The organism is Endozoicomonas arenosclerae (genome assembly GCF_001562015.1).
GTDB lineage: Bacteria > Pseudomonadota > Gammaproteobacteria > Pseudomonadales > Endozoicomonadaceae > Endozoicomonas_A > Endozoicomonas_A arenosclerae.
Genome location: NZ_LASA01000064.1, coordinates 21,255 through 37,745 on the forward strand (window position 1 = coordinate 21,255; position 16,491 = coordinate 37,745).

14 protein-coding genes are annotated in these 16,491 nt (G+C 47.9%); 7 read left to right on the forward strand and 7 right to left on the reverse strand.

Translation table 11 applies throughout. The annotated features are described in order from the left end of the window. The first annotated feature begins 60 nt into the window (after positions 1 to 60). The gene (locus WG89_RS09135; protein WP_062264565.1) at positions 61 to 723 is read left to right on the forward strand and encodes a DUF47 family protein; all 663 of its coding nucleotides are present in this window, start codon (positions 61 to 63) and stop codon (positions 721 to 723) included. A gap of 20 nt (positions 724 to 743) precedes the next feature. Here the strand turns inward: WG89_RS09135 and WG89_RS09140 are convergent, their stop codons facing one another. The 3 genes from WG89_RS09140 to WG89_RS09150 form a co-directional block, all read right to left on the reverse strand. Further along, positions 744 to 1,175, reverse strand: a complete 432-nt coding sequence (locus WG89_RS09140) for an H-NS family histone-like protein (protein WP_062264568.1) — start codon at positions 1,173 to 1,175, stop codon at positions 744 to 746. Positions 1,176 to 1,206: 31 nt separating this feature from the next. Next, positions 1,207 to 1,875, reverse strand: coding sequence for an epoxyqueuosine reductase QueH (locus WG89_RS09145; protein ID WP_062264573.1), 669 nt, complete (start codon positions 1,873 to 1,875; stop codon positions 1,207 to 1,209). A gap of 324 nt (positions 1,876 to 2,199) precedes the next feature. After that, complete coding sequence (locus WG89_RS09150; RefSeq protein ID WP_062264576.1) at positions 2,200 to 2,394, reverse strand: hypothetical protein; 195 nt, start codon at positions 2,392 to 2,394, stop codon at positions 2,200 to 2,202. 274 nt (positions 2,395 to 2,668) lie between these two features. Here WG89_RS09150 and WG89_RS09155 point away from each other — a divergent pair, with 274 nt between their 5' ends. Further along, positions 2,669 to 4,504, forward strand: coding sequence for a Na/Pi cotransporter family protein (locus WG89_RS09155; protein WP_062264580.1), 1,836 nt, complete (start codon positions 2,669 to 2,671; stop codon positions 4,502 to 4,504). Between the two features lie 32 nt (positions 4,505 to 4,536). Here the strand turns inward: WG89_RS09155 and ppx are convergent, their stop codons facing one another. Then, on the reverse strand, positions 4,537 to 6,033 hold the full coding sequence (gene ppx / locus WG89_RS09160; RefSeq protein ID WP_062264583.1) for an exopolyphosphatase: 1,497 nt from the start codon (positions 6,031 to 6,033) through the stop codon (positions 4,537 to 4,539). A 495-nt stretch (positions 6,034 to 6,528) separates the two neighbouring features. Between ppx and trxA the strand changes: the two genes are divergently transcribed. The 5 genes from trxA (at position 6,529) to WG89_RS09185 (ending at position 11,967) form a co-directional block, all read left to right on the forward strand. Then, positions 6,529 to 6,852 (forward strand): thioredoxin TrxA, encoded by a 324-nt coding sequence (trxA, locus tag WG89_RS09165; RefSeq protein ID WP_062264585.1) that lies wholly within the window; start codon positions 6,529 to 6,531, stop codon positions 6,850 to 6,852. Positions 6,853 to 7,523: 671 nt separating this feature from the next. Next, positions 7,524 to 8,783 carry a transcription termination factor Rho gene (rho, locus tag WG89_RS09170; RefSeq protein WP_062264588.1) on the forward strand — a complete coding sequence of 420 codons (1,260 nt, stop codon included), beginning with the start codon at positions 7,524 to 7,526 and terminating at the stop codon, positions 8,781 to 8,783. 69 nt (positions 8,784 to 8,852) lie between these two features. Beyond that, a complete protein-coding gene (gene ubiD, locus WG89_RS09175; RefSeq protein ID WP_062264590.1) occupies positions 8,853 to 10,319 on the forward strand; it encodes a 4-hydroxy-3-polyprenylbenzoate decarboxylase in 1,467 nt (488 codons plus the stop codon). A gap of 88 nt (positions 10,320 to 10,407) precedes the next feature. Continuing rightward, complete coding sequence (locus WG89_RS09180; protein ID WP_172806759.1) at positions 10,408 to 11,142, forward strand: NAD(P)H-flavin reductase; 735 nt, start codon at positions 10,408 to 10,410, stop codon at positions 11,140 to 11,142. A gap of 174 nt (positions 11,143 to 11,316) precedes the next feature. Continuing rightward, positions 11,317 to 11,967 (forward strand): TetR/AcrR family transcriptional regulator, encoded by a 651-nt coding sequence (locus WG89_RS09185; protein WP_062264594.1) that lies wholly within the window; start codon positions 11,317 to 11,319, stop codon positions 11,965 to 11,967. Between the two features lie 109 nt (positions 11,968 to 12,076). Here WG89_RS09185 and parC read toward each other — a convergent pair whose 3' ends face one another. From parC to WG89_RS31115, 3 genes are all read right to left on the reverse strand, one after another. Further along, entirely contained in the window at positions 12,077 to 14,344 is a 2,268-nt protein-coding gene (gene parC, locus WG89_RS09190; RefSeq protein ID WP_062264597.1) for a DNA topoisomerase IV subunit A, read from the reverse strand. An 87-nt stretch (positions 14,345 to 14,431) separates the two neighbouring features. Then, positions 14,432 to 15,127, reverse strand: coding sequence for an endonuclease (locus WG89_RS09195; protein WP_153301500.1), 696 nt, complete (start codon positions 15,125 to 15,127; stop codon positions 14,432 to 14,434). Between the two features lie 71 nt (positions 15,128 to 15,198). Next, on the reverse strand, positions 15,199 to 16,491 hold a 1,293-nt coding region (locus tag WG89_RS31115; RefSeq protein ID WP_172806760.1), incomplete at its 5' end, for a hypothetical protein.

The following is a 16,491-nucleotide window of genomic DNA, read 5'->3' on the forward strand; positions in this document are numbered from 1 at the left end:
GCGCATTCGGATTACTTCTTTGCACTATGGCAATTCCCTGTATGGCCGATACAGGCGTTTATGGATCTCGAAACTTTTGCCAGCCTTTTCTCTGGCTCACCCTTCAAACCACTGCTTCGGCATCGCAACGCCGTTCTGGATGCGCTTTTGCATCTCAACCGCCAGATTCAAAGCCTGAGTTCAGAACAAATGCAAGCACCTGCCAGCACTCCCTGGATCAAGGAGCTTCCTCTGCAACTGGAACAGCTTGAACAGGATGTGCTCTCCCGGCTGCAAAGACCTTCTCTGACCGCTCAGCCCAGAGAAGTGGTTATTGATGTCCTGCAAACTCAAAGTCAATTGGCTCATCAGGTATTCAGGCTTTCCGAACGTCTGAGCTATCGTCCTCTTCGATTACCGATCGAAATGATTGTGCCTTTGAATAACCTGACACGACAGTTTGGCAAAACGGTTTACCAGTTAAGGCAGGGCGTGCTGGAATTAAATAACCTCAGCCAGGGTGGATTTAGAAAGCAGCACAGTAAATCACAGGGAAATTTCAGGAAGAACCTTGCAGGCTATGTGGATGAGCTGAGAAAGATAAGCCACGAAATCAGAGAACAAACCTGCCAGATGGAAAGTGAAATTGATCCGGTGGATGTCGCCCTGCTGTTTCTGATTCTGGACGACATCAGTGACCTGTCTCTCTGGATGCGTTCTCTGGTCACACATCTTCAAGCCTGATCATTCTCACCGGTAAGCCGTTATTCGTCGTCCACTATACAGTCGATGCGTTTCTTTCCGGTCCGGTCCAGATAGTCCTGAAAATCTTTAGGCAAGCGCCCTGTTGTTGACCCATACCAGCGGACTGTATCGCCAGAAGCCGTCTGGTACTCAAAGTTGTGCTTGGAAACGTTTCTCTTGCGCTTGCCTTCTTTTCCCATTTCCTGCAAAAGATTCAGGTCAGACATCGACAGACCTTTGGACTCCATGACTTTCTTGATCTCTTCTACACTTTGAAGCTTTTCTTTTCTTTTTAGCTCTTCGGCTTCTTTTTCCTGATTTTTTTCTTCCAGAACCTCATTCAGGCGATGAATGATACGTTCCATCTCATCCATAGCAATATCTTTGAAGAGGGAACGGATTCTGGTTTTACTACCAAGGCGGTGTAGAAGTTCATCAAATATATTCATCATCAGACCTCAATGTATCACACAAGAAAGCTATTCAGCTTTCACCATAAAACTTGATAAGTCGTTTAATTCTCGGACGCCCCTGACTCATTCGCCAGCGGTTAGTATCTCTCAAACTATATACGCAGCCGCAATACTCCTGCTGATAAAAGCTTTCATCCTTGGATATTTCTATCATTCTTGAAGCGCCACCCTGCTTACGCCAGTTAAAGGTCCAGTAAGTTATCTCAGAGTAGCGACTGGCCGCTTCAACACCGCAGCGATTGATCTGCTCAAGATTTTTCCATCGGGATATTCCCAGTGTACTGGAAATAAGATTGAACCCATGTTCAAACGCATACAATGCAGTTCTCTCAAAGCGCATGGAAAAGCATAGAGTGCACCGCTCTCCACGCTCAGGCTCATCCTCAAACCCCTTAACGCGCTCAAACCAGTTTTCAGTATCATAGTCGGCATCAATAAACTTGATGTCATTTTTTTCACAATAACGTTTATTCTCTTTTTTTCTTAACTCATATTCTTCCAATGGATGAATATTAGGATTATAAAAAAATACGGTCTGCTCAATGCCCGACGCTTTAATAGCACTCATGATTTCACAGGCGCAAGGAGCACAACAAGAGTGCAGTAAAATCTGCTCTGCACCATTAGGTGCGTCAATGACAGGTCGCTGAAAGTTTTCAACCGAGTATGGGGAATTCATGAATAGGGGTACCTGAATCCAATCACGATGATTTAGTTAAATAGCAAACAGGTCAATTGAGAAATGATTTTTTCTTATATCCAGGAATTAACTAAGAAAGAATTGATGTGTTTTATTACATAAAAAACGATTAATTTCTATCAACTCAAGAAACCCTTTCTGGCTGAAACAGACTTATGGATTCTGTGTAAAACGTGAAGCAGCAGTGAACAAATAAATGCCCTGAAAAAGGGTGTCAGCAATGACAAGGAAGAACGTCTGATTCAATAATAGAAGACCCACGATAAGCGGGTCTTGATCTGCTACTCATTCCAGCCTGTCCAGTCATTGTTTAAGGCGATGCCTTTCAGAGATGTCAGTCCTTGGACTGGATGCCAGTGTACCAATAAGATCTTTGGCGAAGTACTCCCTGACTTCTCCACTGTCCATCAATMCCTTGACCCGACCATTTCTCAGGCATTGGTATAACCGCCCCTGCTCACAGGTGGTTCGATCCTTTACTATAAGATTTCCGGCCATCTTATTAACCTTCTCAATAAACAACCTGGACAAAGTTTTCTAACGTGAAACTTGCCGCTACTGCTCTGTGAAAGCTCCCAGTTTCTTATTCTTGAGAAGCTTTCCTGCCATCAGGCTCTACCCGTCACCGGATCAGTGACCGGATATCAGGAACCCATATTATCGGGCCTTGTTCCTGACTCTTTAGTGACAGTTTTGCTACAGATAAATTAATTGAAAAATCCGGACCAATACGCCGATAACGACCCTATAAAAGTCACTCACTGGAATGTGTATGAGCTTTCAATCAGGCATGCTAAGCCGGCTTTTTCTGCCTTCGATCATTCTGATGCTGGTTTACGGTTTCTGGGTCAGTCCCGAATTTCGGGTCATTGCGGCGGGTGTTGCTATCTTCCTGTTTGGTATGGTTTACCTTGAGCAAGGTTTCAAAGTCTATACAGGAGGCCTGCTGGAAGCCTTATTACAGAAAACTACGGACAAGGTCTGGAAAAGCTTGTCTTTTGGTTTAATTTCAACCGCCTTCCTGCAATCCAGCTCTCTGGTTTCTGTCATTGTGATTTCTTTCCTCAGTGCAGGCCTTATAGGACTTACGGCTGGAGTCGGTATTATCTTTGGTGCCAACCTTGGCAGCACAGCAGGTGCCTGGCTGGTTGCTGTCTTTGGCTTAAAAGTAAAGCTATCAACCTATGCCATGCCTCTGCTGGTCATCGGACTGATATTCAAATCCCATAAGCACAAGAACGTGAATGGTTTGGGATACATCCTTTTGGGGATCGGTTTTCTGTTTTTGGGCATCCACTACATGAAGGTGGGTTTTGATGCCTTCAAAAGCTCCATCGACCTGGCTGAGTTTGCCATGCATGGCTTGATGGGTGTGCTGGTTTACACCGGGATAGGCATGCTGGCGACCATTATTATGCAGTCTACCAACGCCACAATGGTGCTGACTTTCTCAGCTCTGGCTGCAGGTCAACTGACCTATGAGAATGCTCTGGCCCTGGCCATTGGCTCGAACATTGGAACAACCATCACAGCTATTCTCGGCGCAGTCAGTGCCAATGCAGAAGGTAAAAGGCTTGCTGTCGCCCATCTGACGTTCAATATTATTACCGCCATAATCGCTATTGCGGCACTGAAACCTCTGGTAGATGCCGTGGACTACCTGGCCAGCGCATATGGAATAGCGCCAGATAATTACACGCTTAAGCTGGCGATCTTCCACAGCCTGTTCAATATCATTGGCATTGTTACGTTACTGCCCTTTCTCAATAAAATGGTGAACTGGCTGCAAACTCTTTTCGTCAACAACAACCCTCAAGTGCCTTTGAATCTTGCTGAAGATGAATCACTCCAGGTAGAAAGAGCCATTTATCTGAACCCTGTAACTCTGAGCTATCCCGATACCGCACTGAGAGCTATCACGAAAGAGTGCGGACATTTATATAGAAACACACTGGAACTGATCTGCTATGGCATCTATCTATCGGGTGAAAAGCTTCGGGAATCGGACAATCTGGATGAACTGGTTCAAACCTGGCGAAGGGAAGAGCAACCCTGGACGATCAAGGAGCTCTACATACGCCATATAAAAGGCATCTATGCCGACATCATTCAATACTCTGGCGCACTGGAAGGCCAGTTACCCAAACAGCAGGCTCAGGAGCTTTTTGCCCTGAAAGTGGCATGCAGGGACTTTGTACAGGCCATTAAGCACGTTAAACACATTTACAAAAATATGGGCAAATACACTGACTCCGAGAATGAGCAGATCCGAGAACAATATAACCAGCTGCGGCTCTGCCTGGCTTCTGTACTAAAACTGGTAGATATCCTTGGTGTTCGACGTAATTACAGCCATATTCGCGAACATACGGATCAACTCAAGAAAGAACTCAGGGAGAGGGATGAACAAACCAACCAGACCTTGAACGAACTGATTCGCTCAGGCCAGGTTGATCCTTTTGAAGCCAGCTCTTTAATGAACGACAGCGCTCACGTACACGATGCCTGCACCAGCCTGATTGACGGTGCCGTTATCATGCTGACAAGAGATCGGGAAGAGTATCAGGAGTTTGATATGTCTGCTGATCGCCAGAGAAGCGCAGCCTGATCCTGATGCTGCGATTCTCTGATTAAATGGCCTTAACTTACACTCAGCTTAAAGCCAATCTTCTGGAGATAGCTCTTCTCACGCTCAAAGTCAGCAGCCGTCAGAGGGTGCTCTCTCAGCCAGTCTGGTTGAAAGCTCACACTCAAAGAGTAGTTACCCGCTTTCAGATCAAAGTCAGACAGCGCATTACCACGAATATGGTTGAGCACAATTCCCATGCGAAGCAGAATCGTCAGCTTCAGCAGTAGGCTGCTATCGGTGTGCTCCATCAAACTTTTTGGAATCCCGCGTCGATGTCCCTGAACCAGCAAAGCCAGCTTTTTCTGCCGCTCTTTGCTGAATCCCATCAAGTCTGAATGCTGGATAAGATAAGCACCGTGACGATTATACTGGGAGTGAGAGATATCCAGACCGACTTCACACACCAGGGAAGCCCAGTTCAATAACTCTCGGTCCGCAGCACTCAGACGCCAGTCTTCTCTTACCTGATCAAAGCAGGCAAGAGCGTGCCTGTTAATACCTTCAGCGTTATCACGATCAACATGATAGCGTTCCATCAGTGCAGAAATAGTACGACCGCGAACATTTTCATGACGATCTCTTCCCAGCATGTCGTAAAGAACGCCTTCTCTCAGGGCTCCTTCAGAGTACTGCATTTTTTCGATATCAAAAGCATCGAAGCAGGCCATAAGAATGGCCAGACCCGCAGGGAAAATAGCCTGACGATCCGGCTTCAGCCCCGGAAAGCGAACCTTGCCGGTATGAGAGAATTCCAACACCCGGGCCTTGAGCATTTCCATACGATCCCGGGTAATCAATTCACCGTGACCCATAGCTGAAAGAATGGTGCTGACGGCTCTAATCGAGCCGGACGATCCCACTGCATCCACCCAGCCCAGATTTTTATAAGCCTGTTCTATATTCAAAAGTTCAAGGCGGGCCGCATAGTAAGCGGACTGGAAGCGCTCAGAGGATAACTCCCCACCTGGAAAGAAACGATCTGTGTAAGCGACACATCCCATATGCAGACTTTCAAGCAATTTGGGCTCAAAGCGTTCGCCAACTATTAACTCGGTGCTGCCACCACCAATATCCACAACTACTCTGCGATCATTGTCGTCTGACTGGGTTTGCGCCACCCCCAGATAAATCAGACGGGCCTCTTCTCGCCCTGCAATAATCTCGATAGGGTGATTTAGAATTTTCTCTGCTTTTGCAACAAAATCGGCGCTGTTCTTTGCTTTTCGTAAAGCATTAGTCCCTACCACCCTGAGTGCTTTGAAATGCCTGCCTGACATATACTGGGCAAACTGTGCCAGACAGTTAAGTCCTCGCTTCATAGCTTGCTCAGAAAGACGGTCATCCTTACTCAGCCCTGCCGCCAGCTGTACTTTTTCTCCCAGGCGCTCAATGGGCCTGATCTCACCCTGCTCAACTCTGGCAACGATCATGTGAAAGCTGTTGGAACCCAGATCAATAGCAGCCACAAGAGGCTGGCTGTCGGACTCAATACGACCCTGGTCTGTCATAATGTTCTTTTCTTCGACACTACCGCTGAATCGTCAGCCTCAATAGATCGCTCAAGCGTCTGGAGCTGATGAACAAACGGTTGGTTGAATATCAGGCCACGACTTCGCAATCATTATTGTCACGCAGATCATGGCATTGAAGCTTGCATAAGCCTGCAATATAACAGAAGGCTTGGGTCACGGCACATTTCCTATAGCCAATAAAGCACTTTCCTCAGCGCTTCCGACATAGGCATTAGCAAAGAGTTTAAGGTAGAAAGTGCTATCTGTTTTATCAGGTTGTAACGATGAATAAGTCATATTGCAACACAACGGTTTAAGCCACTGGTTGCTGACAACAGTAATCTGATTCAGACTATCAGCCGTATACAAATACCAATAACTCTGTAAACTACCACTTATTATTAAATCAGAGTGCCGAATTTGTTTCCGGGGCTACCCCTTTGCTATGATTCGAGCTCTGACATTAAGCAAAATGGCTAGGAGATCCATTCCATGAGCGAAATTGTCAATGTGACAGACGCTACCTTCGAAGAGGACGTGCTGAAGGCAGAAGGTCCTGTACTGGTCGACTATTGGGCTGAATGGTGTGGTCCCTGCAAAATGATCGCACCCGTTCTGGACGAAATTGCCCAGGACTACGATGGCAAGCTGAAAATCTGCAAACTGAACATTGATGACAACGAAGCCACTCCACCAAAGTATGGCGTTCGTGGCATCCCGACCCTGATGCTGTTCAAGGGTGGAAATGTTGAAGCCACCAAGGTTGGCGCTCTGTCCAAGTCCCAGCTGACAGCATTTCTTGACAGCAACCTGTAATAGATCCACTCTTCCTGCTACAGGAGCGTCTGAGGCTTTCTGGTACTTTTGCTCATAAGGCAGAGGATCAACAGAAAACCTGCCGGATGATCAGCCTTCATCCGGCAACGCCTCAAGATGCTATTGTTACCCCACGAGAAACAGTCTTAACACCCGAGGATATCTGAATTGATTCTTCATTCCTGAGGGTGATCAAAGATTCTTCAAGGTAAATAATCAGGCATAGTCACAATTAAGCCCTTCTCAGAATGAGCTTTCATGGACAGACGCCAAATACACGGAATCAACGGCTCTTTAACATGCTTTGGTGAGAAAAACTTCCCAGCAAAAAAAGTGCCTGAAAAGTTGACGTAACAGGAGTTCTTGATTATTTTCCAGAAAAGGATATAGACTGTGAATTCGGGAGTTATCAGATCTGCTTGTTTCAGGCATGACTTTTGGAGATGTTCCTGGAGCCCCAGCGGCCCTTCTGATAAGCAGTAGAAAATACTCCGGCCACGTTTGTTTCGAGCTCACCTTTTCGTTTTATAGGTCACAGCTTGAAAGCCGTTTTTAATGAGCTTAAGCAGGCATCGATATTAAACGATGCTGAATATAATAATCTCAATAATATCCGATCTTCCTGCAACTACGACGGCCATTACCTTTCAATTTAACGTTCGCGAACTGTTATGCATCTTACCGAACTGAAAAAAAAATCTGTTCCTGAACTTCTGGCGATCGCTAATGAAATGGGCCTGGAAAATCTGGCCCGTTCCCGGAAGCAGGATGTTATCTTCTCAATACTGAAGCGTCATGCTCGCAGTGGCGAAGACATCTATGGAGACGGAGTTCTTGAAATCCTTCAGGATGGCTTTGGCTTCCTCCGTTCAGCCGACAGTTCTTATCTGGCGGGTCCGGATGATATTTACGTTTCACCCAGCCAGATTCGTCGATTCAACCTTAGAACTGGTGACAGTATTGCGGGTAAAATTCGACCACCTAAAGAAGGTGAGCGTTATTTCGCCCTGCTGAAAGTTAATGAAATTAACTTTGACCAACCAGAAAACGCCCGTAACAAGATCCTCTTTGAAAACCTTACGCCTTTATTTCCACAAGATCGTCTTATTATGGAAATGGGTAACGGTTCCACTGAAGATTTAACAGGCCGTATCATCGACCTGGTGGCACCCATCGGTAAAGGCCAGCGCGGCCTGATCGTTTCGCCACCCAAGGCCGGTAAAACCCTGATGCTGCAAAATATTGCAGCCAACATCACCCGCAATAACCCTGAATGTCACCTGATCGTTCTGTTGATTGATGAACGTCCAGAGGAAGTAACAGAAATGGCTCGCTCCGTGCGCGGAGAAGTGGTCGCTTCTACCTTTGACGAACCGCCATCACGCCACGTTCAGGTTGCCGAGATGGTACTGGAAAAAGCCAAGCGACTGGTTGAACACAAGAAAGATGTGGTCATCCTGCTGGACTCCATTACCCGTCTGGCCCGTGCTTACAACACCGTAATTCCTTCATCTGGTAAGGTACTGACCGGTGGTGTTGATGCCCATGCTCTGGAACGTCCCAAGCGTTTCTTTGGTGCCGCTCGTAACATCGAAGAAGGTGGCAGCCTGACTATCATTGCGACGGCTCTGGTAGATACCGGCTCCAAGATGGACGAAGTCATCTTCGAGGAGTTCAAGGGTACCGGTAACATGGAACTCAACCTTGACCGCCGCATCGCTGAGAAGCGTGTATTCCCTGCAATCAACTTCAACAAGTCTGGTACTCGCCGTGAAGACTACCTGACCACTGAGGAAGAACTGCAGCGTATGTGGATTCTGCGCAAGATTCTGCATCCAATGGATGAAATTGGTGCTATCGAATTCCTGCTGGATCGCATGAAACACACCAAAACCAACGAAGAATTCTTCCAGGCTATGAAGCGGAAGTAATCGATCGTCTCAGGGGATATTGCATCAGCAATATCCCCATCCTCTCTCTAACACCAGCCTTATACTTCCATGAAATACAGGGACCTCCGGGACTTCATCAAACTGCTGGAAAAGCAGGGTGAACTCGTTCGGATCAAGACTGAAGTCGATCCGTACCTCGAAATGACCGAAATCAGCGACCGAACCCTTCGCAAGAAAGGTCCTGCACTGCTGTTCGAAAATCCTAAAGGCTATGACATGCCGGTTCTGGCCAACCTGTTTGGCACAGAACGACGGGTAGCTCTGGGTATGGGGCAGGAAAATGTCAGTGCCCTGAAAGAGGTGGGCCAGCTGCTGGCTTATCTGAAGGAGCCGGATCCACCCAAAGGATTCCGTGACGCTCTGACAAAACTGCCAGTCTTCAAGCAAGTACTGAACATGGGTCCCAAGGTCATCAGCAAAGCCCCCTGTCAGGAAGTTGTACTGAAAGGCGAAGAGATAGACCTGAACCGAATTCCCATCCAGACCTGCTGGCCTGGTGATGCAGCACCACTGATCACCTGGCCACTAGTGATCACCAAAGGACCGGAAAAAGATCGCCAGAACCTGGGTATCTACCGTCAGCAGTTGATTGGCAAAAATAAACTGATCATGCGCTGGTTGTCCCATCGGGGCGGAGCTCTGGATTTTCGGGACTGGCAGCAAAAGCATCCCGACAAACCCTTTCCGATCAGTGTTGCCCTGGGCGCCGACCCTGCCACTATTCTTGGTGCAGTTACTCCCGTTCCGGACAGTCTCTCGGAATACGCTTTTGCAGGCTTGCTCAGGGGCAGTAAAACCGAGCTGGTCAAGAGTATTACCAATGACCTCCAGGTACCTGCCAGCGCCGAGATAGTGCTGGAAGGGCATATCTACCCCGGAGAGATGGCGGATGAAGGACCTTTTGGTGATCACACCGGCTATTACAACGAAGTGGAGCGCTTCCCGGTGTTCACTGTGGAATGCATTACCCACAGACGAGACCCTATCTATCACAGCACCTACACCGGAAGACCACCTGATGAACCCGCTATTCTGGGTGTTGCCCTGAATGAAGTGTTCATTCCAATTCTGAAAAAACAGTTCCCGGAAATAGTCGATTTCTATCTGCCTCCGGAAGGCTGTTCTTATCGGATGGCTGTTGTCACCATGCGTAAGGAATACCCGGGCCATGCCAAGCGGGTGATGCTGGGCGTCTGGTCATTCCTTCGACAGTTCATGTACACCAAGTTCGTGATTGTGACGGATGATGATGTGAATGCCAGAGACTGGAATGACGTGATCTGGGCCATGACCACACGAATGGATCCCAAGCGGGACTGTGTGTTCGTCGAAAACACGCCCATTGATTATCTGGATTTTGCTTCACCGGTTGCAGGTCTGGGTTCCAAGGTTGGCTTTGATGCCACCAATAAATGGGCCGGCGAAACCGACAGAGAATGGGGTCAGACCATTACCATGACTCAGGAAGTGAAGGACCGGATTGATGATCTGTGGGATGAATTAGGTATAGACTGAAAGTAATACTTTGTTCTTTAACACAATCAGCGGGAAAAGCATTTTCCAAGGTTTTTCCGCTGGTCGTGAACTCTTGGAGGTAGGCATTGTGCAGAGACCAGAACCTGTTACCCTGCATTGCTCAGTAGCCGATACCCAACTACTCAGTTCAGACATCTACAGAATCAAGCTGGCCACTGACTCCGGCTTTTTTCCGGACTACTACCCGGGTCAGTACCTGGTTGTTCACCTCCAGAATAATGAAAGCAGTTGTTTTTCCATCGCCTCATCTCCGAGAGAAAACCAGCAACAGCTGGAACTCCATATTCAGAAGTTGAAAGACAGCCCCAACTCTCAACAACTTTTCCAGGAAATCAAACAGGGCTCTCTCAACATCAGTCTCCCCCAGGGACGCTGCCATCTTCCCCCTTCAATCGACAGCCAGCAGCCACTGCTCTTTGTTGCAGCCGGCACCGGCTTTGCTCAGATGAAAAGCATGATTGAGCACTGCCTGCACATTGGTCACCAGGGAGAAATGCACCTTTACTGGGGAGCTCGTACACCCGGAGATTTTTACCTGCCCAACCTGCCCATACAATGGTCAGGCAAAGGCCTGCATTATCATCCGGTTGTCAGTGAAGCTATTCATGAAGATGACTGGTGTGGGCGTCATGGCTTGCTTTATGAAGCGATATTGGCTGACCGTAAAAAACTGCTCAATTGCGAAACTTTTATCAGTGGCTCACCACGAATGGTTTACACGACATATGACGCAATGATTGAGAATAGTTTCCCGGAAAAAAGCCTGTCCTCTGACGTTTTTGACTACGCACCCAGAAAATAATTTTTTTACAATCCCCCCTATCCTTATGAATTTCAAATAAAAATCCTGACTATTTGGCAGATTAATAAATAACCATGGTCGTAATTTAAATATTTGCTGCGAATGGCAATTGCGTAACTCTTGTCTATATTCATAGTCGAAAGTCATAACATCTAATCAATATACGGAGATTTTATGCAATCTTCCGCTGCCAAGGTTCAGCAGACGGCCGTGAAGAGCAGCCGCGTGCGCCAGAAGAACATCCAGGTGATACTGCAAGCTGCGGAGGACGAATTCGTTCTTAGTGGCTTTAAAGGGGCTTCAATCAGGGATATTGCAAACAGAGCCGGATTGCCAAAAGCCAATGTTCACTACTACTTCAACAGCAAAGTAGATCTTTATAGCGCAGTACTCGGCCATATCATGGAACTCTGGGAAGCCGTTTTTTCCGGTTTGAACAGAGAAGATGATCCGGCCCAGGCGTTTCGCCAGTATATTCAGGCGAAGATGCAATACTGCCTGGCTCATGCCAATGCTTCACGTATTTTCAGCAGTGAAATCATTCATGGAGGGCAACACCTTAAAGAGCATTTTGAGCACTTCAAAGCCTGGATCAAGGAGAAATCACAGGTGATTGAGTCCTGGGTAGAACAGGGCAAGATGGATCCTGTCGATCCACTGCACCTGTTGTTCACTATCTGGGCGACCACTCAATACTATGTTGACTACAGCCCCCAGGTAGCCTGTGTCCTAGGAAAGGAATCATTATCCGATAAGGATCTTGATGCGGCTACAGACCATCTGTGTAACCTCATCATCAAGGGATGCGGCATCAAAAGCCCATAACCGCATCCAAATTTGGTTAAATCAGCCATGATGGGTTTTTAACTGCCGCCAGGAGCTCCCGGCTATAAAAAACCTGTGATCATGGCCGTTCAATAACCTTTAAACTGCCTTAGTCTTCTTCCTTCTCGCCCGACCGAATAACTTCAACCGTATCTACTTTCTGGAAGCCTCTGGGTAACTTGTTACCTCTTCTGCCTCGCTCACCGTGATAATGATCAATATCTGCAGGCTTCAATGTGACATGGCGCTTACCCGCATAAAGCACTAACGAGTCTTCCTTGCTCATCACCGACAGATGCACCATCAGTTCAATACGATCCGATGCCCGGGCAGCAGGAATATTAATGATCTTGTTCCCTTTGCCTCGTGCCAGTTTGGGCAGTTCAGAGAGAGGGAAGACCAGCATACGTCCTTCATTGGTAATCGCTGCCAGAACCTGTTCGTCTCCGGAAACCGGAATGGGAGACATAACCTGAGAATACTTGGGCAGGGTCAATAAAGCCTTACCGGCCTTGTTTTTACTCACCATGTCAGAGTGCTGAACCACAAAGCCATAACCGGCATCACTGGCGAGCAGATAGCAGTCATTGCTGTCCCCAACACACAACCCTTCAAAGGTAGCTCCTGAAGGTGGATTAACCCGCCCGGTAAGCGGTTCTCCCTGTCCCCTGGCAGAAGGCAGGGTATGTGTCAGAATAGAGTAAGCTCGCCCAGTGGAGTCGATAAAGACAGAAGACTGGTTACTCTTGCCTTTGGCTGACAGTCGATACTTGTCTCCTGCCTTATAGTTCAAGCTGCCCGGATCAACTTCATGGCCTTTGGCGCAACGAACCCAACCTTTTTCGGACAAAACGACAGTCACGGGGTCTGAGGTCATCAGGTCTGTTTCAGAAAGCGCCTGAGCTTCCTGACGGACCTTTATAGGTGAACGACGTTTATCACCGAACTCCTCAGCATCCGCTTTAATCTCTTTCTTGACCAAAGTCTTCAGGCGACGCTCAGAGCTCAGGGTCAGCTCAAGGTTTTTGCGCTCGTCTTCCAGCTCTTCCTGCTCAGCACGAATCTTGATCTCTTCCAGCTTGGCCAGCTGTCGGAGTTTGATCTCCAGAATGGCATCCGCCTGAATGTCAGAAAGACCAAACCGCTCCATCAAAACTTCTTTTGGCTTGTCTTCCGTCCGGATGATCTCTATGACTTCATCAATATTCAGGAATGCCGCCAACAAACCTTCAAGAATATGCAGACGGGCCAGCACCTTGTCCAGGCGATGCTGCAAACGTCGTCTGACGGTATCCGTTCTCCAGACCAGCCATTCCTTCAGCATGGTTTCCAGAGATTTAACCTGAGGCTTACCGTCCACTCCGATCATATTCATATTGACCCGGTAGGTCTTTTCGAGATCGGTGGTGGCAAACAGATGGTTCATCAGACCATCAGTATCAATCCGGTTGGAACGAGGAACAATGACCAGACGAGTAGGGTTCTCATGGTCAGACTCATCTCTGAGGTCTGCCACCATGGGCAGTTTCTTGGCCTGCATCTGGGCTGCAATCTGCTCCAGAATTTTAGCCCCGGAAGCCTGATAGGGAAGGGCGGTAATAATAATTTCCCCGGCATCCTTCTGATAAACTGCTCGCATTCTCAGCGAGCCACGCCCCTGCTCGTAAAGCTTCAGGATATCTTCACGAGGGGTAATGATTTCAGCATCAGTAGGAAAGTCTGGACCCTTAACATGCTCCATCAACTCAGCGTTTGTGACATTCGGGTTCTCAAGCAGATGCACACAGGCCTGAGCCACTTCTTTAAGGTTATGGGGCGGGATATCCGTTGCCATACCCACCGCAATACCGGTAGTACCATTCAGCAACAGGTTTGGCAGCCTGGCTGGCAGAATGGAAGGCTCTTCGAGTGTTCCGTCAAAGTTGGGCACCCAGTCTACGGTACCCTGACCCAGCTCACCGAGCAGTACATCGGAATAACGGGTCAGCCTGGACTCGGTATAACGCATGGCTGCAAAGGACTTGGGATCATCGGGGGATCCCCAGTTACCCTGACCATCCACCAGCGGGTAACGGTATGAGAAGGGCTGCGCCATCAATACCATGGCTTCATAACAGGCCGAGTCACCGTGGGGATGAAACTTACCCAGCACATCACCGACTGTACGGGCTGACTTTTTGAATTTGGCGGTGTTTTTCAGCCCCAGCTCGCTCATCGCATAAACAATACGACGCTGTACGGGCTTAAGGCCATCACCAATATGGGGCAGGGCACGATCCAGAATGACATACATGGAATAATTCAGGTATGCGCTTTCTGTGTAAGCCCTCAGTGACTGACGTTCTATTCCATCATCGCCGATGAAGGTCTGTTCCATTCTCTATAAACCTTGGGAGCTTTAAAAATTAGCTAATCGCAATATGATAATACCCAGACCGCCGATAGGACAGTCGAATACAAGGATTCATCCCCGAGAGTGCCTGCCAACATAAGGATTCCCCCAACCCTGAACCTCAGAAATGCGAGCGTTTCGCTCAATTTCCCATGAGGTAGCCGGATACAGTCGATCCCACGCTTCGTAGAGTTTTCTCTGACTTTTGCTGAGTCTGAAAGGATAGCGATCTGCCATGTACAGATAGATTCGGGCAATCTGGCCTCGCTGCACCATTGGAGGCTGGGCCTTGCGCTCTTTAAAGTTAACCTTGAAGTCGCATTGCCCATACATATTGGGCGTATCTTGCAAAAAGCCAAAGCGGTAGTTGGCTCGATCGCCATTCACTTCACCTACCGCTGGCACAAGGTTATGAAGATCGGATTCCATTTTGCGAAAGTCGGGATTCTTTTTACAACGCTTTCGGCCTCCCTCTTGCCAGCACTGCAGCTGATGACCAAACTCCCAGGCCGGAACCACATGCTCCCACTCAATTCTTGAAGCACGTTTTTTCTGTTTGCGAACCTCATAACCGCACGACTCAAGATCAGGCACCAGTTTCTTACCCTGTACTTTGATGTCGCAGCCGCAATAAAAGCTGGTGAGGTGATCTGCGTATATTTTTACCGCCTCCCGCTTGGCCTTGGAAAAACTGGCCGGTGCAGACCAGACAGAAAAGGGCAGGGATGCAAAGCAGACTAAAACCAATAATCGAGAAGCAGTGGACACGAATCAGACCTGTACATAAAAGATACAGGTCCGATTTTATTGAAAAACAAAACTAAAGTGCCAGATAATTATTATTGCTCTTCATCTATAGTCAGCTCGGTCATTTCTGTGCGAACACTGTTGTTATCTCCAGGGTCCGAGTGAGTGTCCGGCGAAGCATCTGAATGTACATGCGACCATAGCCCGTGCTCAGCCATAATGGCATAGAAACCAGAAACCATAGCATCTGCTGAAAAGTCTACGATTTTGGCCTGACCAATATTCCTGGCTGCAAACAACATCTCCATATAAGCAGGCCACAGATCTTTATAGCCCCTCTTAAACACAAACCCGATAAGGTCCCGGGCTATCTGAACAGCAAACGCTTCAGCAGACATTGGACGCCTTTGCATGACACCACCTACGTTTTCCATAGTTATGGTATAAGTAGGCGTTCCAATTCCAAGCTGTGATTTGAAAGCAGACAGTGTCTCGATGGTTATTAACTGCTCTGCCAGAACCTTTCCAATCAGCTTTGAAACCTGTTGCCAGTATTCGTTTAACTCATCGTCACTCTTCCCATAAGTAGGACTTCCCCTTTTGGGCTTATCAGAACTTAGCCTGACCAGCTTGTACAGTGCTTCAGCAAGCTGGGAGAAACGATCAAAGTCCTCATCGTTCTGCCACCGCTCAGTCACAGTGGCTCTCAGATCGGGAGGCCTCTTGGCCACCACCGCAGCCATTTTAGAGCTGTTTACCAGCTTGAACCCCCAGCCTCTGAATGCACGAGTTCTCACAAAAGTGGGAAGCTGGAGAAATCTGGGGCCTGATTGAGCGGTTCGAATAAACAAGCCATCTTCTGTAAAGCCAACCTCGTACTCACCGTCACTCAGAGGTTTACTGAACTGTCCAGTGTCGGCTTCTGCAAGACACTGAACAAACTGGAACCCCATACGATTTCTCAAGCGACAGCTTTCTCCCGGAGACATTGAAACCTCTTCCCAACTCAACTCGTTAAACGTCCGGTCATTCTGATTATCGAGATAGACAGTATGAGTAGAGATATTCCCGCCGGTATCAATTGAAAAGATCACCAGAAACCTTTGTCCGTTGCTCTTCTCCTCCAGAAGAATCATAAAGGAGGGTTCAACATCATCCCGGTGAGGCATAACTACATGGCTTTCAACTGCACCTGTTTCAGCACTGGAATAACGTCTTTCAAGCACTCTGGAAGAACTATCCACCTGACGGAGATCAAGCGTTTCAGGGTGCAAAGGTATATCCAGCACACATTCTGTTGTGCCTGTACTCAAACCATTAGCTGAGTAGGCCAACAGATGCATGTCTCTTGATGCACCATGACTGTCTGAAAACAGATAGGACTG

Bases quoted from the DNA above. Each gene is read 5' to 3' on its own strand.
- ubiD (WP_062264590.1), top strand. From the start codon at position 8,853: ATGAAATACAGGGACCTCCGGGACTTCATCAAACTGCTGGAAAAGCAG.
- WG89_RS09155 (WP_062264580.1), top strand. From the start codon at position 2,669: ATGAGCTTTCAATCAGGCATGCTAAGCCGGCTTTTTCTGCCTTCGATC.
- trxA (WP_062264585.1), top strand. From the start codon at position 6,529: ATGAGCGAAATTGTCAATGTGACAGACGCTACCTTCGAAGAGGACGTG.
- WG89_RS09145 (WP_062264573.1), bottom strand. From the start codon at position 1,875: ATGAATTCCCCATACTCGGTTGAAAACTTTCAGCGACCTGTCATTGAC.
- WG89_RS09140 (WP_062264568.1), bottom strand. From the start codon at position 1,175: ATGATGAATATATTTGATGAACTTCTACACCGCCTTGGTAGTAAAACC.
- ppx (WP_062264583.1), bottom strand. From the start codon at position 6,033: ATGACAGACCAGGGTCGTATTGAGTCCGACAGCCAGCCTCTTGTGGCT.
- WG89_RS09185 (WP_062264594.1), top strand. From the start codon at position 11,317: ATGCAATCTTCCGCTGCCAAGGTTCAGCAGACGGCCGTGAAGAGCAGC.
- rho (WP_062264588.1), top strand. From the start codon at position 7,524: ATGCATCTTACCGAACTGAAAAAAAAATCTGTTCCTGAACTTCTGGCG.
- parC (WP_062264597.1), bottom strand. From the start codon at position 14,344: ATGGAACAGACCTTCATCGGCGATGATGGAATAGAACGTCAGTCACTG.
- WG89_RS09135 (WP_062264565.1), top strand. From the start codon at position 61: ATGGATCTCGAAACTTTTGCCAGCCTTTTCTCTGGCTCACCCTTCAAA.